Source organism: Streptomyces sp. NPDC014864 (assembly GCF_043081525.1).
Taxonomy (GTDB): Bacteria; Actinomycetota; Actinomycetes; order Streptomycetales; family Streptomycetaceae; genus Streptomyces.
Map to the genome: position 1 here is coordinate 156,456 of NZ_JBIBWT010000002.1, position 26,758 is coordinate 183,213.

At 74.3% G+C, this 26,758-nt stretch carries 22 protein-coding genes; 10 read left to right on the forward strand and 12 right to left on the reverse strand.

Going from position 1 to position 26,758, the window contains the following annotated elements; genetic code table 11:
* Positions 1–243: 243 nt before the first annotated feature.
* Together ACF1A5_RS04625 and ACF1A5_RS04630 are read left to right on the forward strand one after the other, a co-directional pair.
* Positions 244–1,125, forward strand: coding sequence for a universal stress protein (locus tag ACF1A5_RS04625; protein ID WP_392191352.1), 882 nt, complete (start codon positions 244–246; stop codon positions 1,123–1,125).
* A gap of 134 nt (positions 1,126–1,259) precedes the next feature.
* Entirely contained in the window at positions 1,260–1,655 is a 396-nt protein-coding gene (locus tag ACF1A5_RS04630) for a rhodanese-like domain-containing protein (protein ID WP_392191353.1), read from the forward strand.
* Between the two features lie 59 nt (positions 1,656–1,714).
* Here the strand turns inward: ACF1A5_RS04630 and ACF1A5_RS04635 are convergent, their stop codons facing one another.
* A complete protein-coding gene (locus tag ACF1A5_RS04635) occupies positions 1,715–2,002 on the reverse strand; it encodes a metal-sensitive transcriptional regulator (protein ID WP_392191354.1) in 288 nt (95 codons plus the stop codon).
* A 262-nt stretch (positions 2,003–2,264) separates the two neighbouring features.
* Between ACF1A5_RS04635 and ACF1A5_RS04640 the strand changes: the two genes are divergently transcribed.
* Complete coding sequence (locus tag ACF1A5_RS04640) at positions 2,265–3,179, forward strand: universal stress protein (RefSeq protein WP_392191355.1); 915 nt, start codon at positions 2,265–2,267, stop codon at positions 3,177–3,179.
* A gap of 225 nt (positions 3,180–3,404) precedes the next feature.
* Here the strand turns inward: ACF1A5_RS04640 and adhE are convergent, their stop codons facing one another.
* From adhE to ppdK, 4 genes are all read right to left on the reverse strand, one after another.
* The gene (gene adhE / locus ACF1A5_RS04645) at positions 3,405–6,089 is read right to left on the reverse strand and encodes a bifunctional acetaldehyde-CoA/alcohol dehydrogenase (RefSeq protein ID WP_392191356.1); all 2,685 of its coding nucleotides are present in this window, start codon (positions 6,087–6,089) and stop codon (positions 3,405–3,407) included.
* Positions 6,090–6,408: 319 nt separating this feature from the next.
* Positions 6,409–7,014 (reverse strand): CBS domain-containing protein, encoded by a 606-nt coding sequence (locus ACF1A5_RS04650; RefSeq protein WP_392191357.1) that lies wholly within the window; start codon positions 7,012–7,014, stop codon positions 6,409–6,411.
* Positions 7,015–7,091: 77 nt separating this feature from the next.
* Complete coding sequence (locus ACF1A5_RS04655; RefSeq protein WP_392191358.1) at positions 7,092–7,475, reverse strand: hypothetical protein; 384 nt, start codon at positions 7,473–7,475, stop codon at positions 7,092–7,094.
* 105 nt (positions 7,476–7,580) lie between these two features.
* A complete protein-coding gene (gene ppdK, locus ACF1A5_RS04660; protein ID WP_392191359.1) occupies positions 7,581–10,277 on the reverse strand; it encodes a pyruvate, phosphate dikinase in 2,697 nt (898 codons plus the stop codon).
* A 244-nt stretch (positions 10,278–10,521) separates the two neighbouring features.
* Between ppdK and ACF1A5_RS04665 the strand changes: the two genes are divergently transcribed.
* The 7 genes from ACF1A5_RS04665 to ACF1A5_RS04695 all read left to right on the forward strand — a co-directional run bounded on the left by ACF1A5_RS04665 (position 10,522) and on the right by ACF1A5_RS04695 (position 18,003).
* A complete protein-coding gene (locus ACF1A5_RS04665) occupies positions 10,522–11,439 on the forward strand; it encodes a universal stress protein (protein WP_392191360.1) in 918 nt (305 codons plus the stop codon).
* A gap of 38 nt (positions 11,440–11,477) precedes the next feature.
* Positions 11,478–12,398: a carbamate kinase gene (locus tag ACF1A5_RS04670; RefSeq protein ID WP_392191361.1), complete on the forward strand. Its 921-nt coding sequence runs from the start codon at positions 11,478–11,480 to the stop codon at positions 12,396–12,398.
* Between the two features lie 145 nt (positions 12,399–12,543).
* Positions 12,544–14,802 (forward strand): formate C-acetyltransferase, encoded by a 2,259-nt coding sequence (pflB, locus tag ACF1A5_RS04675; protein WP_392191362.1) that lies wholly within the window; start codon positions 12,544–12,546, stop codon positions 14,800–14,802.
* A complete protein-coding gene (pflA, locus tag ACF1A5_RS04680; protein WP_392191363.1) occupies positions 14,799–15,545 on the forward strand; it encodes a pyruvate formate-lyase-activating protein in 747 nt (248 codons plus the stop codon). The genes pflB and pflA overlap by 4 nt, the downstream gene beginning before the upstream one ends.
* A gap of 100 nt (positions 15,546–15,645) precedes the next feature.
* Positions 15,646–16,386, forward strand: a complete 741-nt coding sequence (locus ACF1A5_RS04685) for an SOS response-associated peptidase (protein ID WP_392191364.1) — start codon at positions 15,646–15,648, stop codon at positions 16,384–16,386.
* Between the two features lie 121 nt (positions 16,387–16,507).
* Positions 16,508–16,795 (forward strand): alpha/beta fold hydrolase, encoded by a 288-nt coding sequence (locus ACF1A5_RS04690; protein ID WP_392191365.1) that lies wholly within the window; start codon positions 16,508–16,510, stop codon positions 16,793–16,795.
* Positions 16,796–16,830: 35 nt separating this feature from the next.
* Complete coding sequence (locus tag ACF1A5_RS04695) at positions 16,831–18,003, forward strand: AI-2E family transporter (RefSeq protein WP_392191677.1); 1,173 nt, start codon at positions 16,831–16,833, stop codon at positions 18,001–18,003.
* Positions 18,004–18,041: 38 nt separating this feature from the next.
* On the opposite strand, the gene ACF1A5_RS04700 is transcribed toward ACF1A5_RS04695, so the two are convergent.
* The 7 genes from ACF1A5_RS04700 to ACF1A5_RS04730 all read right to left on the reverse strand — a co-directional run bounded on the left by ACF1A5_RS04700 (position 18,042) and on the right by ACF1A5_RS04730 (position 26,501).
* Entirely contained in the window at positions 18,042–18,665 is a 624-nt protein-coding gene (locus tag ACF1A5_RS04700; protein WP_392191366.1) for a hypothetical protein, read from the reverse strand.
* Positions 18,666–18,852: 187 nt separating this feature from the next.
* Positions 18,853–19,260 carry a hypothetical protein gene (locus ACF1A5_RS04705; RefSeq protein ID WP_392191367.1) on the reverse strand — a complete coding sequence of 136 codons (408 nt, stop codon included), beginning with the start codon at positions 19,258–19,260 and terminating at the stop codon, positions 18,853–18,855.
* Positions 19,261–19,858: 598 nt separating this feature from the next.
* Positions 19,859–22,213 (reverse strand): prolyl oligopeptidase family serine peptidase, encoded by a 2,355-nt coding sequence (locus ACF1A5_RS04710; RefSeq protein WP_392191678.1) that lies wholly within the window; start codon positions 22,211–22,213, stop codon positions 19,859–19,861.
* 368 nt (positions 22,214–22,581) lie between these two features.
* Positions 22,582–24,366 (reverse strand): N-acetylglutaminylglutamine amidotransferase, encoded by a 1,785-nt coding sequence (locus ACF1A5_RS04715; protein WP_392191368.1) that lies wholly within the window; start codon positions 24,364–24,366, stop codon positions 22,582–22,584.
* Positions 24,366–24,557 carry a hypothetical protein gene (locus ACF1A5_RS04720; RefSeq protein WP_392191369.1) on the reverse strand — a complete coding sequence of 64 codons (192 nt, stop codon included), beginning with the start codon at positions 24,555–24,557 and terminating at the stop codon, positions 24,366–24,368. The genes ACF1A5_RS04715 and ACF1A5_RS04720 overlap by 1 nt, the downstream gene beginning before the upstream one ends.
* Positions 24,558–24,623: 66 nt before the next feature.
* Positions 24,624–25,841, reverse strand: coding sequence for a YbdK family carboxylate-amine ligase (locus tag ACF1A5_RS04725; RefSeq protein ID WP_392191370.1), 1,218 nt, complete (start codon positions 25,839–25,841; stop codon positions 24,624–24,626).
* A gap of 219 nt (positions 25,842–26,060) precedes the next feature.
* On the reverse strand, positions 26,061–26,501 hold the full coding sequence (locus ACF1A5_RS04730; protein ID WP_392191679.1) for a general stress protein: 441 nt from the start codon (positions 26,499–26,501) through the stop codon (positions 26,061–26,063).
* Positions 26,502–26,758: the final 257 nt, after the last annotated feature.

Below are 26,758 nucleotides of genomic sequence, written 5' to 3' on the forward strand. Positions count from 1 at the left end.
CCTGTGGGCAGCGGCGGGGACCGGGCGGCCCGGCGTTCTGGTGCGGGGCCTCGCGGCGGTCTCTCCTCCAGGGTCCCGGCGGCCCGCGGGCCGGAGCCAGGGCCGGATGGCACGCGCCGGGTCCCCGTCCGGCCCCTGTGAAGGGCATCCCGGGCCGCATCCCGTCGACCGTGGCGGAGAGCGCCCGCTCCCCGTGCGGGCCCCCGCGCGTTGACGGACGCTGGGCGGGAAGGAGGTGCCGTCATGGCGGACCCGGTGGTGGTCGGCGTGGACGGTTCGCCGTCGAGCCTGGACGCGGTGGAGGTGGCGGCGCGGGAGGCCGCGCTGCGCGGTGTGGCGCTGCGCGTGGTCCACGCCTTCGGCTGGCCGTCGCTCCATGTGCCGCCGGGCGGCACGCCCTGGAACCGGGCCGGGGCGGGGGTGCGCGCCCTGGTGGACGGCACGCTCGGCGCCGCCGAGGAGCGGGCCCGCCGGGCGGCGCCGGGGGTGGAGCTGACGCGGGAGGTGACCGTCGGCGAGCCGCTGATGGTCCTGGAACTGGAGTCGCGCACGGCCTCGCTCGCGGTGGTCGGCAGCCGCGGCCTGAACGCCTTCGGCAGCCTGCTGCTCGGCTCCACCGCCGTGCACCTGGCCGCTCACGGCCACTGCCCGGTCCTCGTGGTGCGGGGCCTGCCGGACGCCACGGGTCCCGTCCTGCTGGCGGTCGACGGCTCCCCGGCGGCCGAGGGCGCCGTGGAGTTCGCCTTCGCCGAGGCGTCCCTGCACGGTGCCGAGCTGGTGGCCCTGCACGTCTGGAACACTTGGACCGAGCGGGCCTACGACGGGCCCGGCGACCCGCCCTTCGTGACGTACGACGAGGAACGCCTGCGCGCGGAGGAGGAGCGCGTCCTGGCCGAGGCGGTCTCCGGCCACCAGGAGCGGTACCCGGAGGTCACCGTGCACCGCCGGCTGGTCCGGGGCCGGATCCGCGCCACCCTGGTCGACGCGAGCGCCGATGCCCGGCTCGTCGTGGTCGGTGCCCGTGGCCGGGGCGGCTTCGCGGGCCTGCTGCTGGGATCGGTCAGCCAGGCCGTCCTGCACCACGCCCACCGTCCCGTCGCCGTGGTCCGCTCCGGCGGGAGGTGACCCCCCGGCCTCCGCGGGACGGCCGAAATGTCTCACGGGGCGGCCTTCCCAGGGGGCGGCCCGCTGCATCAGAATACCCCTGGGGGTACAGTGCCGGGCCGGAAGGCATGGGAGAAGGGGGAAGGCACGTGCCGATGCGCCTGTTCCGTCGGGGCCCCGGCAGGGTCACCGCGCGCGAGGCCGCCGAGCGCACCGGTCACACACCGGCCGGCCGCGGCGGCGCGCCCGCGGCGCCGGGCGGGTCCGTGCTCCTGGACGTGCGGGAAGGGCACGAGTGGCGCTCCGGCCACGCCCCCGGAGCGACGCACCTGCCGCTGTCCGCGCTCACCGCGGGCGCGCCCCTGCCGCCCGAGACGGGTGACCGCCCGCTGGTGGTCATCTGCCGCTCCGGCCAGCGCTCCCGGAAGGCCGCCGCGCTGCTCACCGCCCGCGGCGCCGCCGCCGTCGACGTCGTCGGCGGGATGCGGGACTGGGTGCGGGCCGGACTGCCCGTGGTGGACCAGCGTGGCGAGGACGGCACGATCGCGTGACCCGTGACCCGTGACCGTGTCACGGGCGGTCGGCGCGGCAGTGCGCGCGCCGCCCGGGCTCAGGCCAGCGACAGGAAGAGCTTCTCCATCCGGGCGCGCATCTGCGTGGCGTCGGCGCCGTTCGTCCGCCCGGCCTCGATGTCCGCCACACACTTCTGCAGGCCGGTCGCGATGATCGCGAAACCGGCGCGGTCCAGCGCGCGCGAGGCGGCGGCGAGTTGTGTCACGACCTCTTCGCAGTCCCGGCCTTCCTCGATCATCCGGATCACCCCGGAGATCTGGCCCTGCGCCCGACGCAGCCGATTCAGTACGGCCTTCAGGTCGGCGCCCTCGAGTTCCAGGTCCACGTCCACTCCTCGCAAAATACCCCGAGGGGTACTGTACGTCCCCTTTCGGGCCCGCGTCGACCATCTCCGGCTCGCGCGGGGCCGCGGTGACCGGGAACGTCCCGGGCCGGTGCCGACCCCCGAGGGTACCCCTGGAGCGTATCCGGCGACGGCGAACACCCTTTCGACGGCCGGTCGGTGCCCCGGGAAGGACCTCTGGTCCCTGCTGTCACAGGCCGCCGATCACCACAGTGGAGCCAGCCCCTGAAGGAGGTCAGCTTCCATGTCCCCCACCTCTGCCCTGCCCGTCGTCGCCGGCCTGGACGGCAGCCGGGCCGGCTCCGCGGCGGCCGACTGGGCCGCCCGCGAAGCCCTGTTGCGCGGTGTCCCCCTGCGTCTCGTGCACGCCTGGGACCACGTCCCCACTCCGTACGCCACCCTGGCCGGCGTGGCCGTGCCGCCGGACCCGGAGTGGTCCGAGCGGCTGATGGCCGAGGCCCGGGCGTCCCTCGCGCGCCGTCACCCGGAGCTGCGGATCGACACCGCCCGCGTCTCCGGGGACCCCGCGACGGCGCTGGTGGCCGCCGCCTCCGAGGCCGCACTGCTCGTGCTCGGATCGCGCGGCCTGGGCAGGACCACCGGTCTCCTGCTCGGCTCCGTCAGCCGCGCCGTGGTCGCCCGGACCGAGCACCCGGTCGTCCTGGTCCGGTCCGACGCCTCCGCCGGTCCGGCCGAGGACGACTTCCCCGCCGCAACCGGCGAACCGGTGACGGACGGCGACGTGGTGGTCGGGGTGGACCCGGACCGGCCCGACGACACCGTCCTCGCGTTCGCCTTCGAGGCTGCCGCGCGGCGCGGCGCCGGTCTGCGGGTGATCCACGGGCGGACCCCGGCGGCGGAGGACTCCGCCGCGGGCTTCCCGCGGGCGGACGACCTCGCCACCGCCCCCGCACCCCTGGAAGGGGCGCCGGCCGACGTGCTGCGCCCCTGGCAGCGGAAGTTCCCCGGCGTGCCGGTGACCGCGCAGGCGGTCGTCGGCCGGGCGGGCTCGCACCTGGTGGACGCTTCCCGGCACGCCGCCCTGCTCGTCGTCGGGCGGGCCGGGCGCCAGGCCGCGCTCGGCGCGCACATCGGGCCCGTCACCGACGCGGTCCTCCACCATGCCGCTGCCCCGGTCGCGGTCGTCCCGCACGACTGATCCCTACGACCGCCGCCGCGGCCACGGACAGCCGGCGGCGGTCCTCCGGGGCGTCCGTCCCGCGCCGCGTCGCACGAAGAACGCGAAGAACACGAGGAAGCCGAGCCGTGGCCGGAAGGACCTGGCTCGGCTTCCTCGCTTCGAGGAGAACGCCGCTTCGAGGGACACCCGGGAGCACCGGGAGATCGCCGCCGCAGCGGGACGGCGCCGCCGCCCGGCCGCCGCTCAGCCGTAGTAGGCCGCGCGCATCAGCACCTCCATGTCGGCGAGCATCGGCATCCGCGGGTTGGCGGGCGCGCACTGGTCCTCGTAGGCGTTGAGCGCCTGCTGAGGGAGTGCCTCCAGGAAGGACCGCTCGTCGATGCCGAGGTCCCGGAACGCCGGCTCGATCCCGACGGCGTCCCGCAGCTCCTCCACCGCGCGGGCCAGGGACTCCACGCCCTCCTCCGGGGTCGCGGCGGGCAGACCCAGGGCTCCGGCGATTTCCTGGAAGCGTTGCGGGGCGCGGTAGTCCTCGTACTTGGGCCAGCCCGTCAGCTTCGTCGGGACCGTGCCGTTGTAGCGGATGACGTGCGGCAGCAGGATCGCGTTGGTGCGGCCGTGCGCGACGTGGAAGGTGGCACCGAGGGTGTGCGACATGGCGTGGACGATGCCGAGGAAGGCGTTGCCGAAGGCCATGCCCGCGATGGTGCCCGCGTTGTGCATCTTCTCCCGGGCCTCGGGCCGGCCGGCCCGGTCGGTCACCGCAGCCTCGATGTTGCCGAAGATCAGGCGGATCGCGTGCAGGGCGAGCCCGTCGGTGAAGTCGCTGGCGTAGACGGAGACGTACGCCTCGATGGCGTGCGTGAGCGCGTCGAAGCCGCTGTCCGCGGCCAGCGCGGGGGGCAGCGCGGTGGCGAGCAGCGGGTCGACGATCGCCACGCTCGGGGTGAGCGCGTAGTCGGCCAGCGGGTACTTCTTGCCGCTGGCCGGGTCGGAGATGACGGCGAACGGGGTGACCTCCGCGCCGGTGCCTGAGGTGGTGGGCACGCACACCAGCTGGGCCAGCGCACCCGGCGCCGGGAAGCGGAAGGCTCGCTTGCGGATGTCGGAGAACTTGTGCCGCATGTCCGCGAAGTCGATGTCGCGGCCCGCCGCCTGCTGCTCGTACAGCAGCCACATCACCTTCGCCGCGTCCATGGGCGAGCCGCCGCCCAGCGCGATGATCGTGTCCGGCCGGAAGTCGCCCATCAGCCGCGCGCCCCGCCGTACGGAGTCGATGCTGGGCTCCGGCTCCACGTTGTCGATCACCTGGACGGTGACCGGCTCGTGCCGTCGTTGCAGCACGCGGTTGACGCGGTCCACGAAGCCGAGGCGGGTCATGGTCGCGTCGGTGACGATCGTGACGCGGTGCACGTCGGGCATGGAGGCCAGGTACCGCAGGGACTGCGGTTCGAAGTAGATCTTCGGCGGCACCTTGAACCACTGCAGGTTGTTGCGGCGGGTGCCGACCCGCTTGACGTTCAGCAGTTGGGCGGCCGAGACGTTGTTGGACACCGAGGTGCTGCCCCAGGAGCCGCAGCCCAGGGTCAGCGACGGCAGCAGGCTGTTGTAGATGCCGCCGATCGCGCCCTGCGAGGACGGCGCGTTGACGATGACCCGCACCGTCTTCATCCGCTGGCCGTACGCCTCCGCCAGCTCCGGATCCTCGGTGTGGATGACGGCGCTGTGGCCCTGGCCGTGGAAGGCGACCATGTCGGCGGCCAGGTCGAAGCCCCGCCGCTCGTCCTCGGCCCGCAGCACCGCCAGCACGGGGCAGAGCTTCTCCCGGGTCAACGGCTCGTCCGGACCGACCCGTTCGGCCTCGACCAGGATCACCGAGGTGTCCTGAGGCACGGAGAATCCGGCCTTTTCGGCGATCCAGGCCGGACTGCGGCCCACGGCGGCGGAGTTGACCCGGGGCTCGCAGCCGCCGCCGACGGCACCGGCGGCGGGGAAGAGGAAGCCCTCCAGCTTCGCCTTCTCCTCGGCGGTGGCCAGATGGGCGTGCAGGGTCCGGAACTCGGCCAGCGCCGCGTCGTAGATGGCGGAGTCGAGGATGACGGCCTGTTCGGAGGCGCAGATCATGCCGTTGTCGAAGGACTTGGACAGGACCAGGTCGTTGACGGCCCGGCGGAGCCTGGCGTCGCGGTGGACGTACGCCGGCACGTTCCCGGCGCCGACGCCGAGGGCCGGCTTGCCCGCGGAGTAGGCGGCCTTGACCATCGCGTTGCCGCCGGTGGCCAGGATCAGCGAGACCCCCGGGTGGTGCATGAGGGTGCGCGTGGCCTCCACGGACGGGGACTCGATCCACTGCACGCAGTGCTCGGGAGCGCCCGCGGCGACGGCGGCGTCGCGCACCGTCCGGGCCGCCTCGGCGCTGCACCGCTGCGCGGAGGGGTGGAAGGCGAAGACGATCGGGTTGCGGGTCTTCAGCGCCAGCAGCGCCTTGAAGATCGTGGTGGAGGTCGGGTTGGTGACCGGTGTGACCGCGCAGACCACCCCGACCGGTTCCGCGATCTCGACCATGTCCTCGATGTCGTCCCGCGCTATGACCCCGACGGTCCTCATGGGGCCCATGCTGTGCGTGACGTGCTCGCAGGCGAACATGTTCTTCGCGGCCTTGTCCTCGAACACCCCGCGGCCGGTCTCCTCCACCGCGAGGCGCGCCAGCGCGGTGTGCCGGTCGAGCGCGGCGACCGAGGCCTTCCTGACGATGTGGTCGACCTGCTCCTGGGTGAGGGCGTCGTAGTCGGCGAGCGCCTTGAGACCGGCCGTGACCAGTCGGTCGACGGCGACCGCGGTGTCGGAGGGCGCCTCGGCGGCGACCGCGGTGTCGGAGCGCGCCTCGGCGGCGATCGCGGCCTCGGTCCCGGCGTCGTGTCGGGTCATGGGGGTGTGCCTCCACTCTCGGGTCGCCGTGGATCCGCGGCGGCATACGGAAGGGAGCGGCACGCGGGGGACCGGTACCACTCCCTGACTCCACCGTCCCGCCGGACGCCCCCCGGCCCCAGACACCGAAGGTCCCCTCCCGAGCCCGTCCGTCCCGGTTCCGGGGGGCCGTCCGGCCCGGCCCCGGAGGCGTGCGCGCGGGCCGGGCCCGGGGAAGGGCGTGCCCCCGCGTGACGGTCCTGGAGCCGGGCGTACGGCCGGGCCCGGGGCGGGCGTGCCCCCGCGTGACGGTCCCGGAGACGGGCGTGCGGGCCGCCGGTCAGCAGTCGTCGACCCGGTACGACAGGTCGTTGACCACGCCGATGACGCCGTCCACCCGCCACGACAGGTGCAGGGCCAGCGGGATGTCGCTGCGCAGCTCCACCCGCCCGTCGAGGGTGACGACGCCGTCCCGGACGGAGACCGCGACCTCCTCCGGCGCCAGTCCCAGTTCCCCGGTCACCACGTCGTCGGCGACCTGCCGGCGGATGTCGTCGTCCGTCCGCAGGAACACCCGCAGCAGGTCGCGCCGGGTGGCGATGCCGATGAGGCGGTCCTCCTCGTCCACCACGGGCAGCCGCTCGATGCCGTGCCGCTCCATCGCCCGGGCGGCGTCCGGGACCGGCTGCTCGGGGTGCACGGTGATCGCGGGCGTCGACATCAGGTCCTGCGCCGTGACCGCGCCCGGCGCCCGGCCTGTCCGGGCCGCCTCGCGCATGAGGTCGGTCCCTGAGATCACCCCGAGCACCTTGTCGTCGTGGTCGACCACGGGCAGCCCGCTGATGCGGTGGTCGTCCAGCAGCCGGACCACTTCCTTGAACGGCGTTCTGCGGTCGGCGTGGACCACCTCACTGGTCATCACTTCGCCGACGGTCTGGGAAGTCACGGCAGGTTCTCCTCGAACGGAAGGCAGAGAGGGAGGGGCACCCGCCCCTCCCCGCCCTGCCGAGTCGCGGTCACGGCCTAGCGCTCCGGACCGCCGCGCCACGGCGGCGGCGTGGCCGCCCTGCGGGCGGTGTCCGAGCGGTGGGCGGCCCGGTCCGTCCGGTTGCGCAGCCGGTCCTGCAGCCGGTCGGCCAGCTCCCGGGCGCTCCCCTCGCGGGCGCGGACGACCACCAGGTCGCTTCCCACCCGGATCTCGGCCCCGGCCGACCAGGGCTGCTCGGTGTGGGGCGCGGCCGCCCGCGCGATACGCACCTCGCCGCTGACGGGCGGCAGTCCGGGACGGTCGAGCGCGGCGCCGACCTTCTCCCGGACGTACGCGAGTGCCTGCTCGTCGACGTCGCCCTCGGCCCGCACCCGTACGGCGCCGGTGTCGTCGCCGGTGCCGAAGTCCCTGGCAGTCATGTGCTCCACTCCTTCTGATCGTTCGGGCAGCGGCTCAAGACTGCCGCGTGTCCCCGCCCCGGCCCCAGGGCCGGCCGACCCGGGGGCCGGGGCCGGGGGTCCCGCTCACCTGGTGTCGCTCACGTCGGTTCCCTCCAGCGCGGCCCGCCCGGCCTCCAGGCGCGCCACCGGCACCCGGAACGGCGAGCAGGAGACGTAGTCCAGACCGGCGGTGTGGAAGAAGTGCACGGACTCGGGGTCGCCGCCGTGCTCGCCGCAGACGCCGATCTTCAGGTCCGGGCGGGTGGCGCGGCCCTCCTCGACGGCGATCCGGACCAGGCGGCCCACGCCGTCGCGGTCGATCGTCTCGAACGGCGAGGCGGGGAAGACGCCCTTGTCGAGGTAGGCCGAGAAGAACGCGGCCTCCACGTCGTCGCGGGAGAACCCCCAGGTGGTCTGGGTCAGGTCGTTGGTGCCGAAGGAGAAGAACTCAGCCTCCTCGGCGATCCTGCCCGCCGTGAGCGCCGCCCGGGGCAGTTCGATCATGGTGCCGACCGGGCAGCCGACCGCCGCACCGGACTCCTCGGAGACCTCGGCCAGCACCCGCGCCACGTCCTCGCGCACCAGCCGCAGCTCCGTGACGTCCCCGACCAGCGGGACCATGATCTCGGCCCGGGGCGCGCCGCCGGCCCGGGTGCGGGCCACCACGGCCTCCGCGACGGCGCGCACCTGCATGGCGACCAGTCCGGGCACCACCAGGCCCAGGCGCACGCCCCGCAGGCCCAGCATCGGGTTCTCCTCGTGCATCCGGTTCACGGCGTCGAGCAGTTCGGCGTCGTGCGGGTCGGGCCGGTCGCCGCGCGCCTCGGTCGCCGCGATACGGGTGGCCAGCTCGGTGCGGTCGGGCAGGAACTCGTGCAGCGGCGGGTCCAGCAGCCGGATGGTGACCGGCAGGCCGTCCATCGCCTCCAGGATCCCGGCGAAGTCCTGCCGCTGGAGCGGCAGCAGAGCCTGAAGCGCGCGGTCCCGCTCGGCGTCCGAGACGGCCAGGATCATCTCCTCGACCAGCTTGCGGCGCTCGCCCAGGAACATGTGCTCGGTGCGGCACAGGCCGATGCCGCGGGCCCCGAACCGCCGCGCCCGGGCGGCGTCCTCGGGGGTGTCGGCGTTGGCCCGCACCTCCAGCCGGCTGACGGTGTCCGCCCGGTCCAGGGCGCGGGCGACCGCGTCGACCACCGGCGCCGAGGCCTCGTCCACGGCACCGTCCTCCAGGTACCGGATGACCGCGGAGTCGGCCAGGGGCACCGTGCCCAGGTAGACCGCGCCGGCGGAGCCGTCCACCGAGAGCACCGTGCCCTCCTCGACGACGGTGCCGTCCCGGGTGGTCAGACGCCGGGCCCCGGTGTCGACGGCGAGTTCCTCCGCCCCGCACACGCACACCTTGCCCATGCCGCGGGCGACGACCGCCGCGTGACTGGTCTTGCCGCCCCGGCTGGTGAGCACCGCCTGCGCGGCGACCATGCCGGGCAGGTCGTCCGGGGTGGTCTCCTGCCGTACCAGGACCACCTTGTCACCGGCCGCGGCCCGCCGTACCGCCTCGGCGGAGTCGAAGACGGCCGCGCCGACCGCCGCGCCGGGTGAGGCCGCGATGCCGTGGGCGAGCGGCTCACCGGTCGCGGTGGAGTCGAAGCGCGGGAACATCAGCCGGGCCAGTTCCTCGCCGCTCACCCGGGCCAGGGCCTCGTCGGCGGTGACGAGCCCCTCGTCGGTCAGCTCGGCGGCGATGGCGAAGGCGGCCTCGGCGGTGCGCTTGCCCACCCGGGTCTGCAGCATCCACAGCGTGCCGCGTTCGATGGTGAACTCGATGTCGCACAGGTCCCGGTAGTGCCGCTCCAGCGTCTCCATGTGCTCGCGCAGCTGTGCGTACGACCGCGGGTCCAGGCGTTCCAGGTCGGTCAGGGAGACGGTGTTGCGGATGCCCGAGACGACGTCCTCGCCCTGGGCGTTCTGCAGGTAGTCGCCGTACAGACCGGGGCGTCCGGTGGCCGGGTCGCGGGTGAAGGCGACGCCGCTGCCGGAGTCGGGGCCGAGGTTGCCGAAGACCATGCGCTGCACGTTCACCGCGGTGCCGAGGTCGTCGGGGATGTGCTCGCGCCGCCGGTACAGCCGGGCCCGCTCGGCGTTCCAGGACCGGAAGACGGCGAGGATCGCCCGGCGCAGCTGCTCGGCGGGGGACTGCGGGAAGTACTCGCCCGTCTCCAGGTGGATCAGGTTCTTGTACGTCTCCACCAGCTGGGCCAGGTCGGCGGCGTCGAGGTGCACGTCGTCGGGAGCGCCGCGCAGGTCCTTGAGCAGGGCGAGGGCCTGCTCGAAGAGGGCACCGTCCACGCCCATGACCGTGCTGCCGAACATCTGCACGAGACGGCGGTATGAGTCCCAGGCGAAGCGCTCGTTCCCGGAGACCTTGGCCAGGCCCAGCACCGAGTCGTCGTTGAGGCCGATGTCGAGGATGGTCTCCATCATGCCCGGCATGGAGAACCGTGCTCCCGAGCGCACCGACAGCAGCAGCGGGTCGTCCGGCTGCCCGAGCCGTCGTCCGGCCGCGCTCTCCACGGCCGCCAGGTGCTCGGAGACCTCGCGCGCCATGCCGTCGGGCTCGGCCCCGGTGGCGAGGAAGACCCGGCACGCGTCGGTGGTGAGGGTGAACCCCGGGGGGACGGGCAGCCCCAGCCGGGTCATCTCGGCCAGGTTCGAGCCCTTGCCGCCGAGCAGGCCGGCCTGGTCACGGCCGCCCTCCGTGAAGTCGTACACGTAACGGACCATGACGCTGCGCTCCTCAGCTCTGCGGGCCCCGTCCGTTCCAGCGTCTGCCGGGCCGCCGGGGCCGGGGAGGTGCCGGGTGTCCCGGGCGGGGGGCCGGTCGGCCCCGGCCCGGGGCACGGGCCGCCCGCCGGCCGGGACCAAAGGACCCAGGGGAGGACTGTGCGGCCCTTGGGCGCGAGCCGTCTCGCGCCGCAGGCTCGGTACACAGGAGGGCCCACGGGCCCGGACCCGGGAGGGGCAGGTCATGCTTCGGAACGTCACGGCGGGGATCGACGGATCCCCCGAAAGTCTGGCGGCCGCGCACTGGGCGGGCCAGGAGGCACTGCGCCGGGGCGCCGGGTTCACCCTCGTGCACGCCTGGTTCCCGCACCCCCGCCCGGCGCCGTACGTGCCCCTGGGCACCAGCGAACGCGGATGGGCCGAGGTGGTGCTGAAGGAGGCCGTGCACAGCGTGCACGCCGCGCATCCCGGGTTGGAGATCACCCGGCGCCTGGTGCGCGACACCCCGGTCTCCGCGCTGCTCGAGGCGGCCGGCGAGGCGGAGCTGCTGGTGCTCGGCTCGCTCGGACTCGGCAGCGTGACGGGCTTCGTGACCGGCTCGGTCTCCCATCGCGTGGTGGGCCGCGCCCCCTGCCCGGTGGTGCTGGTACGGGCCGGGCAGAGCACCGCCGCCGAGCACCTGCCGGCCGTCGACGGGGTGGCCCCGGAGGAGATACCGCAGACCCCGTTCCGCGCGGTCGTCCTCGGCCTGGACACCGCCCACCCCTGCGACGAACTGCTCCAGTTCGCCTTCGACGCCGCCCGGCGGCGCGACACCGGCCTGCGCGTCGTGCACGCCTTCAGGGCGCCGCCCGCCGGTCCCGGCCCGGGCCCCGGCGCAGCGCCGGGCCCGGCGGCCGGGCCCGAGGTGCTCGCGGCCGAGGAGCGTGCCGTCACCGCGGTGCTGCGTCCCTGGTGCGAGAAGTACCCCGGCGTCCCGGTGACCCGGACCGTCGTCGAAGGACGACCCGGAGCGGAACTGGTGCGCGCCGCCACCGGCGCCGGTCTGGTGGTGGTGGGCCGCCGCACCGACGGCGGCCGCATCGGCGCCCACACCGGGCCCGTCGCGCACGCGGTACTGCACCACGTGACCGCCCCGGTGGCCGTGGTCCCGCACGCCTGAGCCACCCGCACCTCCGAGCACCAGAAGGACCGAGATCCATGCGCATCGTCATCGCCCTCGGCGGCAACGCCCTGCTGCTGAGCGGCGACCGCCCGGACGGGGACGTCCAGCGGACGAACGTCATCCGGGTGGCCACCGCGATCGCCCCCCTGGCCCACGAGCACGACCTCGTGGTCACCCACGGCAACGGGCCGCAGCTCGGCCTGCTCGCCGAGGAGACCACGGTCGACCCCGAGCTGTCCGCCCCGTATCCGCTGGATCTGCTCACCGCCCAGACCCAGGGCATGATCGGCTCCCTGCTGGCCCGCGCCCTGCACGACGCGCTGCCCGGACAGCGGGTCGCCGCGCTCGTCACGCACACCGTGGTGCGCGGTGACGACCGGGCGTTCGCCCGTCCGAGCACGCCCATCGGCCCCTCCTACCCCCGCGAACTGGCCCATGCCTTCGCCCGGTTCCGCGGCTGGCACATCGCCGAGGACGGCCGCGGCGGCTGGCACCGGGTCGTCCCCTCACCGTCCCCCGAGCGGATCCTGGAGACGGAGACCGTCCAGGAGCTGCTCGGCAGCGGCACCCTGGTCGTCTGCTCGGGCGGCGGAGGCGTCTGCGTGACCGGCGACCGGGGCGTCCTGGGCGGCACCGACGCCGTCGTCGACAAGGACCTCGCCGCCGCGCGGCTCGCCCAGGACCTCAAGGCCGACTTCCTGCTGATCCTGACCGACGTCCCGAACGTCTACGCGGACTTCGGCACGCCCGGCCAGCGGCCCCTCCTCGATGCCACGCCCGGGCAGCTGCGGGCCGGCCACTACGCCGACGACACGATGGGGCCCAAGGCCGAGGCGGCCGCCCGCTTCGTGGCGGGCACCGGAGCCCTCGCCGCGATCGGCGCCCTCGACGCCGCCTACGAGATCGTGCACGGCAGGTCGGGCACGCTGGTCCGCCCCGACCTGGCCGTCGGCTGACCGGCGGGCGGGTCCCGCACGGGCCGAAGGTCCCCCGCGGCAGGGGCCGTTGGGGGTGGCACGCGGCGCTGTTGGGCACTCCACGTGATCGGCGCGGACGACGAGGATCGACGGTGAGACAAGCGCTCAGGGAGAGGACCCCGTGATGACCGCGACGGTGACAGCCGGCCCCCGTACCGCCGAGGCCTGGCGGCGCTTCGCCGGGACCGAGTGGCGCGCACGCGTCGACGTCCGTGACTTCGTCCAGGCCAACTACACGCCGTACGAGGGCGGTCCGGAGTTCCTGGCCGGCCCCACCGAGCGCACCCTGGCCGTGTGGGGGAAGGTCAGCGCGCTGTTCCCCGAGGAGCGCCGCAAGGGCGTCCTCGACGTCGACGCCGCCACCCCGTCGACCATCACCTCGCACGCCCCCGGCTGGATCGACCGGGACCGGGAGCTGATCGTCGGCCTGCAGACCGACGCGCCGCTGAAGCGGGCGATCATGCCCAACGGCGGTCTGCGCATGGTGGAGAACAGCCTGAAGGCGTACGGGTACGAGCCCGCCCCCTTCGTCACCGAGGTCTTCGGCACGTACCGCAAGACCCACAACGACGGCGTCTTCGACGCCTACACCCCGGCGATGCGGGCCGCCCGCAAGGCGGGGATCGTCACCGGCCTGCCGGACGCCTACGGCCGCGGCCGGATCATCGGCGACTACCGGCGTGTCGCGCTGTACGGCACCGACCGGCTGATCGAGGCCAAGCGTGCGGAGCGTGCGCTGCTGGACGCCCGCCCCTCCACCGAGCACGTCATCCGCGACCGCGAGGAGCTCGCCGAGCAGATCAGGGCGTTGGGCGAGCTCACGCGGATGGCGGCCTCCTACGGCTGCGACGTCACGCGCCCCGCCGCCACCGCGCGCGAGGCGGTGCAGTGGCTGTACCTCGGCTACCTCGCCGCCGTGAAGGAGCAGAACGGCGCCGCCATGTCGCTGGGCCGCACCTCGACGTTCCTCGACGTCTACCTCCAGCGCGACCTGGCGGAGGGCGTCATCGACGAGAGCCGCGCCCAGGAACTGATCGACGACTTCGTCATCAAGCTGCGCATCGTGCGGTTCCTGCGCACGCCCGAGTACGACGCCCTGTTCTCCGGCGACCCCACCTGGGTGACGGAGTCCGTCGGCGGCATCGGCGCCGACGGCCGCACCCTGGTCACCCGCACCTCCTTCCGCTTCCTGCAGACCCTGTACAACCTGGGACCGGCCCCCGAGCCCAATCTGACCGTGCTGTGGTCGCCCCGACTGCCCGCCGGGTTCAAGGAGTTCTGCGCGCGGGTCTCCATCGACACCAGCGCCGTCCAGTACGAGTCGGACGACCTGACGCGCCCGCGGACCGGCGACGACACCGCGATAGCCTGCTGTGTCTCGGCCATGGCGGTCGGCCGGCAGATGCAGTTCTTCGGCGCCCGGGTCAACCTCGCCAAGGCCCTGCTCTACGCGGTCAACGGCGGCCGTGACGAGATGACGGGAGATCAGGTCGCCCCTGTCATGCAGCCGTTGCAGGGGGAGTACCTGGACTACGAGGAGCTCTCGGCGGCGTACGACCGCGTGCTGGACTGGCTGGCCGAGACCTACGTCGACGCGCTCAACGTCATCCACTACATGCACGACAAGTACGCCTACGAGCGCGTCGAGATGGCCCTGCACGACCACCCCGTGCACCGCTTCATGGCCTGCGGCATCGCCGGCCTGTCGGTCGCCGCGGACAGCCTGTCCGCCGTCCGGCACGCCCGGGTCAGGGTGATCCGGGACGAGACCGGGCTCGCCGTCGACTACGCCGTCGAGGGGGAGTACCCGGCGTACGGCAACAACGACGACCGCGCCGACCGGCTCGCCGTCGGCCTGGTGGAGTCGTTCATGGCGAAGGTGCGCCGGCACCCCACCTACCGGGACGCCGAGCACACCCAGTCCGTGCTGACCATCACCTCCAACGTGGTCTACGGCAGGCACACCGGCAACACCCCCGACGGCCGCCGCGCCGGACAGCCCTTCGCGCCCGGCGCCAACCCGATGAACGGCCGCGACCGGCACGGGGTCGCCGCCTCGGCGCTGTCGGTGGCGAAGCTGCCGTACGAGCAGGCCCGGGACGGGATCTCGCTGACCACGACGATCACCCCCGAGGGACTGGGACACGTGCCCGCCGAGCGCGCGGGCCATCTGGCCGGCATCCTCGACGCCTACATGTCGGCGGGCGGCTTCCACATGAACGTCAACGTGCTGGACCGGGGCACCCTGGAGGACGCGATGGAGCACCCGGAGAAGTACCCCGAGCTGACCATCCGGGTCTCCGGCTACGCCGTCAACTTCGTCCGCCTGACCCGGGAGCAGCAGCTCGACGTGATCAGCCGCACCTTCCACGGATCGCTGTGACCGCCGTGCCCGGCGCGCTCACCGGCCGGATCCACTCCTGGGACCTGTCCACCGGCGTGGACGGTCCCGGGACCCGGTTCGTGCTCTTCGTCAGCGGCTGCCCGCTGCGCTGCCTGTACTGCGCCAACCCCGACACCTGGCACATGCGGGACGGACGCCGGGCCACGGTGGACGAGGTGATGGCCGAGATCGGCGGGTACCGCGACTTCGTCACCACCGCGGGCGGAGGGGTCACCCTCACCGGTGGGGAACCGCTGCTCCAGCCGGCCTTCACCGGGGCGGTCCTGCGCCGCTGCAAGGAGGAGGGACTGCACACGGCCCTCGACACCTCCGGACTCCTCGGGGCGCGGGCCACGGACGGGATGCTCGCCGACACCGATCTGGTGCTGCTGGACGTCAAGTCCTTCGACGTGGCCACCTACCGCAGACTCACCGGCGGCGCGCTGTCCCCGACCCTCGACTTCGCCACCCGCCTGGACCGGCTTGGCGTCCGCACCTGGATCCGCTACGTCCTGGTCCCCGGCTGGACGGACGACCCGGAGGCGGTCGACGGCCTCGCCCGCTTCGTGGCCGGCCTGGACAGCGTCGAACGGGTCGACGTACTGCCCTTCCACAAGCTCGGGGCGGCCAAGTACGAGGCCCTCGGCATCCCCTTCCCGCTGCGCCACAACCCGGTCCCGGACCCGGCGCTGACCGAGCGGGTCCGGCGTCAGTTCCACGAGCGGGGCGTCGCCGCCCACTGACCGGTCCGCCCGCCCGGCGGGACGTCGCCGCCCCCCCCCGGTACGCCCGCCCGGCGGGGCGTCCCGCACGGCGGCCGCCCTCCCGTGGCACCCTGGCGGCATGTGCGGCCGCTACGCTTCCACCCGCCGTCCCGAGGACCTGGTCCAGCACTTCGGGGTCACCGAGTGGCGCCCCGAGGAGACGCTCGCGCCGAGCTGGAACGTGGCCCCGACGGACGACGTCTGGGCCGTCCTGGAGCGTGCCCCGCGCGGGGACGGCGACGGGCGGCCCCGCCGGGAGCTGCGTCCGCTGCGCTGGGGGCTGGTGCCCTCCTGGGCGAAGGACGTGAAGACCGGCGCACGGATGATCAACGCGCGGGTGGAGACCGTGCACGAGAAGCCCGCCTTCCGCCGCGCCTTCCGCCGGCACCGCTGCCTGCTGCCCGCCGACGGCTTCTACGAATGGGAGCGGATCGAGGCGCCGGACACCGGCAGGGTGCGCAAGCAGCCGTACTACATCCACCCCGAGGACGGGGGGCTCATGGCGTTCGCCGGGCTGTACGAGTACTGGCGCGACCCGGCGGTCGCGCGGGACGACGACCCCGCCGCCTGGCTGGTGACCTGCACCATCATCACCACCGAGGCCACCGACGCGGCCGGCCGCGTCCATCCCCGGATGCCGCTCGCCCTCAGCCCGGACCACTACGACGCCTGGCTCGACCCGCGGCACGAGGACGTCGCCGGACTGCGCGAACTGCTCGGCCCGCCGGCGGGCGGGCACCTGGACGCCCGGCCCGTCTCCACGGCCGTCAACAACGTGCGCAACAACGGCCCGGAACTCGTGGCGGAGCAGACGCCGTAGCGCCGTCCGGCCCTCCGCAGCGGACGCCGGGACGCTGCCCGGCCCTCCGCAGCGGACGCCGTAGCGGCGCTCGTCCCGCCGGAATGGACGGCGAAGTGGCGCTCACCCCTCCACGTCGGCCGTGAGGCGCCGCAGCAGACCGAGCAGATCGGCGCGCTCCCGCCCGGACAGCGCGGCGAAGCACGAGGCGAGCACCCGCGCCTTCCAGGACGGCCGGCTGGAGGTCGTTCCGGAGGCCGGGCACCTGCCGCAGGTCGAGCGGCCCGACGCCACCTTCGCCCTGGTCGACGCCCACCTGCGGCACACCACACCCGAGCCGCCCGCTGACCGTCCGGCGCTCGCCCACCCGGACGCGCCGCGCCGCGCAGCCCACCCGGCTTGTGCTTACCGTGCTCTAGAAGTGACGTGACGTGAGGTGACTGCCGGTCGGCAACGGGAGGCGTGGTGGTGGATGCGGGCGGCCCGGCGGCCGGGCGGGGCCGGGCACGCCGGCCCGGTGGAGAGGTGCTGGGCAGCCGGCCCCCGCACGCCGTGCGGATCGGACCGCGCCCCCGCACCCGCGCGGTTCCCTCGGCGGCCGAGTTCACGGTGCCCTGGCTGCGGATCGCCGCCGCCTACGCCTGGCGGCTCATCCTCGTCGGTGTCGTCGTCTACGGCGTCTTCACCGTCCTCGGCCGCTTCCAGCTCGTCGCCGTGGCCCTGTTCCTCGCCCTCGTCATCACCTCGGTCCTGCGCCCCCTGGCCGACCTGCTGAACCGCCGGCTGCCGAGATCGCTGAGCGTCGCCGTCGCCCTCGTCGGCAGCATGCTGGTCCTGTTCGCCGTGCTCGCCCTGGTCGGCAACGCGGTGGCGGGCGAGTCGGCCCGGCTGGCCGGAGAGTTCCGCGGCGGCGTGCGCCAGATCGACCGGTGGCTCCAGCGCCCGCCGTTCCGGCTCGGCCCCGGCACGCTCTCCGAGCTCCAGCGCCAGCTCCTGTCCTACCTCTCCACCCACCGGGGCAGACTGCTCAGCAGCGCCGTCAGCGGATTCGGCCGGATCATCGAAGTGATCACCGGAGGCGCGCTCGCCCTCTTCGCCTCCGTCTTCTTCATCCACTCCGGCGAGGGCCTGTGGGCCTGGGGGCGCGACCAGCTGCTGCCCGCCCCCGCCCGCGCGGCCTGGGACCGGGCCGGGCGCGCGGCCTGGGGGACGTTCGCCGGGTACACGCGCGGCATCATCATCGTGGCCGCCACCAACGCCGTACTCGTCGGCATCGGGCTGTTCGTGCTGCGGGTGCCGCTCGCGCTGCCGCTGACGCTGCTGGAGTTCTTCGCCACGTTCGTCCCGCTGGTCGGCTCCCCGGTGGCGCTCGGGGTGGCCACGGTGGTCGCCCTCGCCGGGCGCGGCCCGCTCACGGCCGCGGCGGTGCTCGTGCTCATCGTGGTCATCGGCCAGCTGGAGGGGCACGTGCTGCATCCGCTGGTGATGAGCTGGGCGGTCCGGCTCCATCCGCTCGTCGTCGCCGTCGCCGTCATCGCGGGCAGTATCGTCGCGGGCGTCATCGGTGCCGTCGTCGCCGTCCCGTTCGTCTCGGTCGTCTGGGCCGTGCTGCGCGCCCTGCGCTCCGTGCCACCGTGAGCCTTCCCCGCCCTGTCGGCCGCGGCGCGCGGGGCGGCTCAGGACGGGGTGACGGACTGGTTCGCGAGGGCCCGGGCACGGTAGGCGCCCGGATAGCGCTGGGTGAACTTGATCGCCCAGATCAGCAGGACCACGGGGAGGACCCAGTTGAGCCAGTCGTCCGCGGACGGGACAAGCAGAGCCAGCCAGCTCAGGACGGCCATGGCGGCGAACACCGCTCCCCAGGTCGCGGTGAGGACGATGTTGACGTGCCGGAAGATGGGGGAGTGCCACAGATGAGGCGGTGTGCTCTGCCGGGCGTACTGCGCGGTGAACGGGTCGAAGAACAGCGAGGCGAAGGCCACCAGCGCCACCACACCATTGGCGATGACCTGCGCGTAGTCCTCCAGCCCGTAGAGCTGTCGCCGGTCGAGGGCGAGCGCGAGCACCGCCAGCACGGCGAAGAAGGCGATGCCCGTCATGTCGAGCAGGTAGAACCGGCCACTGGCGAAATCCCGGCCGGACAGGCCGAGCGCGGCGACCAGCGCGGCCAGAGCCGCGTACTCCCAGGTGCTGGGACTGGCGACGACGCCGAAGATGAGCCAGGGAGCGAACGAGTAGAAGACGCCGCTCGTGCCCACGGTCCTCGGTGACGCCTCCTCAGCCGCGGCCTGATGTTCCATGGCCTGCCTCCGGACCCGAGCGTGTCGGGCGACGGAGGGTGCACTGCCGCCCGGTGGCGCAAGCTGTATGCCTGGCAGATTTTGACACCTTGTCACCATGTGCCGCGGGGCGCCACGGTGCCTGACGTGGCACGGTGTGCGACTCCGGGGAAGGAGCCGCACACCGTGATGTCAGTGGGTGCCGGGGTCAGCGACCTCCATGGCCGCCTCCGTAGCCCCCGCCGCCTCCGTAGCCGCCGCCGTGGTCGCCGCCACCGTAGCCGCCACCGTAGCCGCCACCGTGGTCGCCGTACCCGTGGTTGCCGTACCCGTGGTTGCCGTACCCGTGGTTGCCGTACCCGTACCACCAGTAGTCGTAGTAGTGGTGACGGTGGTGACGGTGGTGGCGGTAGTAGTAGCAGTCGTCGTCGTCCCACCACCAGTTGTTCCAGTAACCGCAGTAGCGGTAGTGGTGGTTGTAGTGGCTGGAGTGGTGGATGCTGTGGCTCTGGGTGGTGGCCGAAGCGGTCCCGGCCGTGCCGATGGCGGCGCCACCGGCCATCAGAACGCCGGCCGCCGAGACCGCGAAGAGACGCTTCACGCGCTGTGCTCGCATGGGAATACCTTTCTGTCCATCGTCTCGCGCGAGGTGCGGGCGCGAGGTGGATGGCCGCCACCGCCCTCTGGGGAAAGGCGCGGCGCGGTCGTAGGCGTCGCCGCATGTCTGTTGTGAAGAAGCACGTCTCGGCTTCCGACGCCGCCGTGCCAGCCACGGACGGATCCGTGGGCGGACGCTGCGACCACGGCCCCCGTTGGAGGACCTGCCGGACGGGGCGTGCCCCCGTTGCGGCTCTCACTTACAGACGCTAGCCGCCCGTCGACGAGTCGGCATCTCGAGCGTGCGACCCGCACAACGCCCGCGCCCCCGACCGGAATCGTCCGGCCGGAATCGCCCCCCTGCGGTCAATTCCCGGGCGGGCGCCGGGCAGTTCGGCAATCGGGCGAGGCTGGTGACTCGGCGTGGTGGGGTCGACCCGCAGCGTGTCCGTGACGCCCTCGACGGGCATCGCGCGGGGAACGAATGCCGATCGTGGGACCGGCCCGGAGCCCCGTGCGCCACCCGGACGGAGCAGAAGGCAGGCCCCCGTCGCCGTCCCCTCCCGCCGACCACCCGGATGCCACCGGCGGCCCGGATGCGGCCGCCTGAGGGGGCGCTAGCCGAGGTGCCGCTCCATCCAGTCGGCGGCGGTCCTGCGGAACAGACGGCGGTTGTCCGCGCGCCGGAAGTCGTGGCCCTCCTCGCGCAGGACCAAAATCTCCGCCTCCAGCCCGCGCTCCCGGGCCGCCCGGACGAACTGTTCGGACTCGCCCGGCGGCACGTTGGTGTCGTGCTCGCCGTGCACGGCGAGCACCGGGACGCGCAGCGCGTCCACCCGGCTCATCGGCGACAGGGCGCGCAGCAGGTCGCGGTCGCGGTCCGGATGCCCGTACTTGTGGGCGGCCGACTCGGCGATCCACGGCTCGGTGCCCGCGAAGAAGGTCGCGAAGTCCGAGATCCCGCAGACCGCGACACCGGTGCGGAACAGGTCCGGATGCCACACCAGCGACGCCATCGTGAGGTAGCCCCCGTACGAGCGTCCCATCACGGCCAGCCGGCGCGGATCGGCGAGGCCCGCAAGGACCACGTGGGCCGCGCAGTCGGCCACGTCGTCGATGGCGGCGAACCGCCCCGTGCCGAGGTCCGCGTCGACGAAGGAGCGGCCGTGCCCCGAGGAGCCGCGCACGTCCGGGGCGAAGACGTCCAGCCCCCGGCCCAGCAACTCGTGGTAGAGCGGGTGGAACTCCGGCCGCTCCTGCTCCTCGGGGCCGCCGTGCAGATGCACCACGCACGGCGCCGGCTCGCCGGGGGAGCGGCCCGGCGCCCGGTAGTACCAGCCGCCGAGCGTCAGCCCGTCCCGGGCAAGCGGATGCATCGGCACCGGCCGCACCGGCGGCCGGGGCCCGGGGACCGTGTCCCGGTCGGCGGCCGACCAGGGGGTGCGCAGCGCGGCGCCCTGGGGCAGCCACCACACGCCGGGACGGCGCTGCGAACCGGACAGGGCCACGACCGGGGCGTCCGGGTCGGCCAGGGCGGCCACCCGGGTGACCACCTCGTGCGGCAGCGTCACGGCGCGCGGCGGGCCCACCGTCGCGCCGGGGACCGCGATCCCGCCGGGACGCGGCGGTGAGGGGGGCGCCTCCACCGCGGTGTCCCCGGAGGCCCCGGTACGCCCGTCCTGAGCTCCGGGGGAGCGCAGCGCGACGACCTCCAGTTCGCTGACGCCCCGTACGTTCCAGCAGAGCACGGCGCCCCGGCCGTTGCGGTCCAGCTCGAGCAACTCCAGATCACAGTGGTCGCGTTGCGCCACCACGGCCAGGTCCTCCCGCCGGCCCCGCGCGTCCAGCCGGACCGCGTAGAGGGCCGCGTACTCCCTGCGGTGGTCGCTGCGCAGCCAGAGGGTACGGCCGTCCGGCGAGAAGCCGCCGATCCAGGGATCGCCGTCGGCGACCCGCTGTGTGCAGGTCACCCGCAGGTCGCGGACCCGGACGACGAGGGCCTCGCGGTTGCCTCGGGGGCCCCGGCGCACCAGTGCGAGCCGGCCGTCCCGGCTCAGGTCGCACACGCGCAGGGTGGCGGCGCCGCGTTCGCTGGCCAGCAGCACCGGGGCGGACAGGCTCTCCGGGTCGATCAGGTAGGCCGACAGCGTCTTGGGCGGCGCCGTCTCGGGGGAGACGATCCGCTCGCCCCCCGGGGAGACGAGCCCGTCGACGGCCGGACCGCGCGGCGTGGCGAGGGCACCGACGAGAAGGCCCGGGGTCGGCGCCTCGTTGGACGCGGGAGCCTGCGGATCGCCCCGGCGGGTGGGGACAGGGGGGCCCGCGGAGAGATGGGCGGTGCGGGGGTGGGCGATCCCGGGGTGGGTGCCGCCGGGGTGCGCGATGCCGGGGTGCGTGGGGTGAGGGGTGGTGCCGGGGTGGGCGATGCCGGGGTGCGGGGCGCCGGGGCCGGTGGCGCCGTGGTGGGCCGTGCCGGAGGTGTCCCGCTCGCCCGCCGGCTCGCCGGGAACGTGGGACTCGGCCACGGTCACGGCGACGGCCGAGCCGTCGTGCTGCCAGCAGCCCAGGTGCGCCGAGCTTCCCGGCTCACCGCCGCCCAGGAGGCGCCGCCCGGTGCCGTCGGGGCGTACGCACAGCACCCGGGTGAGCTCTCCGCCGCCCGGGGCCGTGGTGTAGGCAATCCAGCGGCCGTCGGGGGACCAGGAGACCTCGGTCACCGGGTCCGGGGTGGCGTCCAGCAGATGCACCTCGTCGCCGTCGACCGGCCCGGACCACAGCTGCGGCACACCGCCCCGGTCGCAGATGAACGCGACGTGCCGGCCGCCGGGGTCCACCGACGGATACCAGCAGCCATGCGCAGTGAGGACCGTGGGCACCTCGTGCGGCGCCGCCGTGTCCGGCAGCGGTACGGCCACCGGCGCGGCCCGCGCGACCCCCGCCGCCGCACCACCGGACAGCTCCGTGGCCCACATGTCCCGCGTCGGCCCCAGCGTGTCGGCGTCCGGGCCCGTCCGCGCCGCTCCCGGCGTGGCCGCGCTCCGTGCGGCGCGGGCCGGCGACCCGGTGCGGGCGTGCGTCGTTCTCGGCGCGTCCTCGACGGCGGCGGCCGGCGCCGACCCGGGCGGGTCCGCGCCCTCGGCGTCCCGCGCCGCACCCGGCGCGGTGGCCTTCGCGTCGCGGTCCAGGCCGTGGTCGTGGCCGTTGCTGTCGGTGTCGCGGGCGCCCGCGACACGCGCGCCCGTCGCGCCGCCCTCCTCGGTGATCCGGGGGTCGACCGCGGGGCCTCCCGTGTCGGTCGGTTCCGGGCCGGGCGGGGACGGGTGCGGCGTCGGCGCGCCGGTCAGCGGATTCCGTGCGTCTGCAGCCATATCTCCAGCAAAGCTACCTGCCACAGGGTGTTCGCCCCGCGCTTGGTGCGGTGTGCGTTGGGGGCGGCGAGGAGTTCGGCGACGTAGTCCTGGCGGAAGACGCCCCGTGTCGTGGCCTCGGGGGCGGTGAGGGCCTCGCGGACCCGGTGCAGCACCGGCCCGGCCATGTGCTTGATCGCCGGGACCGGGAAGTAGCCCTTGGGCCGGTCGACGACCTCGCGCGGCAGGATCTTGCGGCCTGCGGCCTTCAGCACGCCCTTGCCGCCGTCGGCGAGCTTGAGCTCGGGCGGGCAGGCCGCGGCCAGCTCGACGAGCTCGTGGTCGAGGAACGGCACCCGGGCCTCCAGGCCCCAGTCCATCGTCATGTTGTCGACCCGCTTCACCGGGTCGTCCACCATCATCACATGCGTGTCCAGCCGCAGATCCGCGTCCAGGGCGGTCTCCGCGCCCGGCGCCGCCATGTGCGCGCGGACGAAGTCGCCGGAGACGTCCTGGCCCGGCAGCACGGCGGGTTCGAGCATGTGGGCGAGGTCGGCGTGCGGCCGGTCGAAGTAGGTGTCGACGTACGCCTCGGCCGCCCGCTCCCGGGACACCCCCGCCATGGCCGGATACCAGTGGTAGCCCGCGAAGACCTCGTCGGCGCCCTGACCGCTCTGCACGACCTTGACCTCCTTGGCCACCTGCTCGGACAGCAGGTGGAAGGCCACCACGTCGTGGCTGATCATGGGTTCGCTCATCGCCAGGACCGCCCCGTCCAGCGCCCGGGACACCCGGTCGGAGGGGACCATCAGCTGGTGGTGGTCGGTGTCGAAGTGCCGCGCCACCAGGTCCGAGTAGTGGAACTCGTCGCCCTCCTCGCCTCCTTCGGACTCGAAGCCCACGCTGAAGGTGGCCAGGTCGGTCTGCCCCCCGTCGGCCAGCAGCGCCACGATCAGGCTGGAGTCCAGACCGCCCGAGAGCAGCACCCCCACCGGCACGTCGGCGACCATCCGGCGGCGGACGGCCGTGCGCAGGGCGTCCAGCACCGCGTCCGTCCAGTCCTGCGCGCCGAGGCCGGCGTACTCCGCACGCCGGGTGTACTCGGGCTGCCAGTAGCAGTGGTCGGTGCGGGAGCCGTCCGGCTCGATGACGCGGACCGTGGCGGGCGGCAGTTTGCGCACGCCGTTGAGGATGGTGTGCGGGGCCGCCACGGTGGCGTGCCAGCTGAGGTACTGGTGCAGCGCGACCGGGTCGAGCGAGGTGTCCACACCGCCGCCGGCCAGCAGCGCGGGCAGCGACGAGGCGAACCGCAGCCGTCCCGGCGTCTCGGCCAGGTAGAGCGGCTTGACGCCGAGCCGGTCCCGGGCCAGGACCACCCGCCCGCTGTCCTGCTCGACGATCGCGATGGCGAACATGCCGTAGAAGCGCTCGACGAAGGACGTGCCCCACTCCTGGTACGCCTTGAGCACCACCTCGGTGTCCGAGCCGGAGAAGAAGCGGTGGCCGAGGGCGGTCAGTTCGTCGCGCAGCTCGCGGTAGTTGTAGACGCAGCCGTTGAAGACGCCGGCGATCCGCGCCCGCGGGTCGGCCATGGGCTGCGCGCCGCTGTCCGAGAGATCGATGATCTTCAGTCGGCGGTGGCCGAGGGCGACGGGGCCCTGTGACCACAGCCCGCGCCCGTCGGGCCCGCGGGGAGCGAGCCGGTCGGTCATCCGCTCGACCGCTGCCAGGTCGGGCGTGTCGCCGTCGAAGCGGACCTCGCCGCTGAGCCCGCACATCAGGCGGACCTCCCTTCCGAGAACTCCTCGTACGCCGTCGGCGGCACGGTTCCGCCCCGGGCCGCGCGTCTGCGGCCGGGGACGGTGGCCCGTGCGTCTGCCGAGGGCTCGGGCCCGGGGGAGGCCTCGGAGGCGGATGCGGTGGACGAGGCGGGAGTGGCGGAGGGGGCGGGAGCGGTGAGGTAGGACATGGTGTCGACGACTCTCCTTGGATCTGCTTCGGGTGCCCTGGGCACCCCGTGCGAGGCGGCGAAGGGTCAGGCGCCCGTGCCCCAGCCGACCGGGCGTGTCCGTGCCTGTGTCTGTCCTTGCGGCTTTGCCTGGGCCCGTGCCCGGATGCGTGCCGGTGCGGGACCCGGTCGGCGGGCCGGCGCGCCCGCTCGCGGGGTGGCCGCGCCGCGCGTCTCGGCGACCATCAGGTCCACGCTGGCGAGCAGGTCGTCGGCCTCGGCGGCGCGCCGCAGCCGGTGCGCCGCGCTGCCCTCGGCCAGGGCCCGGTCCAGCAGCTCGTGCACGGTCTCCCAGTCGCCGGACGCCTCCAGCGCGGGCCGCAGCCGGGCCAGCATTCCGAGCAGGGCGACCCGGGCCGGTACGGCGCGGCGCGTGGCCGGGTCCACGAGGGGCCCCTCCAGGCCGGAGCGCGCGGCGCGCCAGGAGGCGGCGCGCAGCCAGTCGTGGCGCCCGTCGCACGCGGGGCCGTCCGTGCGGGCCAGCCGCTCGCAGGCGTCGCGCACCAGGGCGCGGAACAGCCCGGCGACCAGCACGACCGTCTCCACCCGCGGGCAGGCGTCGCAGATCCGCAGCTCCAGCGTGTGCTGATGCGCCGAGGGGCGCACGTCGTGGTAGACCATCCCGGCGTCGCTGATCACGCCCGAGCGGATCAGTTCCTCCAGCGCCGCGTCGTAGCTGCCCGCGTCGGCGTGGCAGCCGACCGGGCCGGCGGTGGGCCAGCGCTGCCACAGCATGGTCCGCCAGCTCGCGTACCCGGTGTCGGAGCCGAGCCAGAACGGCGAACTGGCCGACAGCGCCAGCAGCGGCGGCAGCCACGGCGAGACCAGGCACATGGCCCGTACGGCGGTGTCCCGGTCGGGCACGTCGACGTGCACCTGCGCGCTGCAGATGAGCTGTTCGTCGGCGACCCGGCGGTACTCCTCGACCATGTGCCGGTAGCGTGGATCGGCGGTGATCTCCCGGGAGGTCACCCGGGCCAGCGGGACGGTGCCCGCCGCCACCACCGCCAGGCCCAGCGAGGAGGCCGCGGCGTCGAGCCGCCGCCGTGCCCCGGCCAGGTCCGTGTACAGGTCGTCCAGCGTGCCGTGCACCCCGCTGTTGCTCTCCACCACCGACTGCTGCAGCTCGGTGGTGAATTCCGGCCCGTTCAGGCGGTCGAGTACGGCCGGTGCCCGCGGGACCAGTCGGCCGCTCTCCACATCCAGTACGTGGAACTCTTCCTCTGCCCCGATGCGCAACGTCACGATCTCCCCTAGCCCTTTTGATCTGCCCGGACGCCGCGCGCGAAGCGGGCCGGCCGCGTCAGCGGACCGGTGCGGCCACGTGCGCGGCGTCCGGAGTGTCCGAGTGCCCTTCTGCCACGATCACAAGCCTCGGGCTCACATCCGACGACTCACTGGCATCAGATGAGCGACGCCGGGTGGGCGGCGCCGCCGGGCCCGGGACCGGCCTGCGTGGCACCCTCAGGACTCGCGCCAGGCGAGTTTGACGAGCAGGTTCCTGGCGTCTGCGGCCACCTCGGGATCGGCCACGACGTCGTAGCGGGAGGCCACGATCTGGCTGCGGGAGGCGAAGTCGCGCCGGCCTCCGGTGAACGCGTGGCCGATGAAGCCGAAGACCGCGCCGAAGACGGCGCCGTAGGCGAGGCCGCTGAGCAGCAGCACGACGGCGTTGTGGGTGCCCGCGGCGAACAGGGAGAGCAACAGGCCGATCAGGAGCCCGAACCAGGCTCCGGACCCCGCTCCGGCCAGGGCGGCGCGGCCGCGGGTGAGGCGGCCGAGCACGGTCTCGACCATCCGCAGGTCGGAGCCGATGATCGCGGTGTGTTCCACGGGGAAGCCGTTGTCCGACAGGAAGTCCACCGCCCGCTGGGCCCCTTCGTAGGTCGGATAGGAGCCGACCACCGGGCGGTCGGAGGACGGGGGCGGCCGCCCGGCCGCGGAGGGCCCCGTCGCTGGGAGGGGCTCGGTCGTCGGGGAGGGCTGGTCACCACCGGCCGGGGGCGGCTGCCCGCTTCCCGGGGGCGGCTGCCCACCCACCGGCGACGGCTGGTCGCTGCTCGGGGACGGTTGCTCGCTCATCGGCACGCTCCGTGATCGAGACGAGTGCACCGGGCCGGCGCGCCGGCGTGCTGGTGCCCTACGGACCTCCGGGTTTCCCC

Coding starts and splice junctions, on each gene's coding strand:
- ACF1A5_RS04625 (WP_392191352.1), top strand. CDS start 244: ATGGCGGACCCGGTGGTGGTCGGCGTGGACGGTTCGCCGTCGAGCCTG.
- ACF1A5_RS04630 (WP_392191353.1), top strand. CDS start 1,260: ATGCGCCTGTTCCGTCGGGGCCCCGGCAGGGTCACCGCGCGCGAGGCC.
- ACF1A5_RS04640 (WP_392191355.1), top strand. CDS start 2,265: ATGTCCCCCACCTCTGCCCTGCCCGTCGTCGCCGGCCTGGACGGCAGC.
- adhE (WP_392191356.1), bottom strand. CDS start 6,089: ATGACCCGACACGACGCCGGGACCGAGGCCGCGATCGCCGCCGAGGCG.
- ACF1A5_RS04655 (WP_392191358.1), bottom strand. CDS start 7,475: ATGACTGCCAGGGACTTCGGCACCGGCGACGACACCGGCGCCGTACGG.
- ppdK (WP_392191359.1), bottom strand. CDS start 10,277: ATGGTCCGTTACGTGTACGACTTCACGGAGGGCGGCCGTGACCAGGCC.
- ACF1A5_RS04665 (WP_392191360.1), top strand. CDS start 10,522: ATGCTTCGGAACGTCACGGCGGGGATCGACGGATCCCCCGAAAGTCTG.
- ACF1A5_RS04670 (WP_392191361.1), top strand. CDS start 11,478: ATGCGCATCGTCATCGCCCTCGGCGGCAACGCCCTGCTGCTGAGCGGC.
- pflB (WP_392191362.1), top strand. CDS start 12,544: ATGACCGCGACGGTGACAGCCGGCCCCCGTACCGCCGAGGCCTGGCGG.
- ACF1A5_RS04685 (WP_392191364.1), top strand. CDS start 15,646: ATGTGCGGCCGCTACGCTTCCACCCGCCGTCCCGAGGACCTGGTCCAG.
- ACF1A5_RS04700 (WP_392191366.1), bottom strand. CDS start 18,665: ATGGAACATCAGGCCGCGGCTGAGGAGGCGTCACCGAGGACCGTGGGC.
- ACF1A5_RS04705 (WP_392191367.1), bottom strand. CDS start 19,260: ATGCGAGCACAGCGCGTGAAGCGTCTCTTCGCGGTCTCGGCGGCCGGC.
- ACF1A5_RS04710 (WP_392191678.1), bottom strand. CDS start 22,213: ATGTGGGCCACGGAGCTGTCCGGTGGTGCGGCGGCGGGGGTCGCGCGG.
- ACF1A5_RS04715 (WP_392191368.1), bottom strand. CDS start 24,366: ATGTGCGGGCTCAGCGGCGAGGTCCGCTTCGACGGCGACACGCCCGAC.
- ACF1A5_RS04720 (WP_392191369.1), bottom strand. CDS start 24,557: ATGTCCTACCTCACCGCTCCCGCCCCCTCCGCCACTCCCGCCTCGTCC.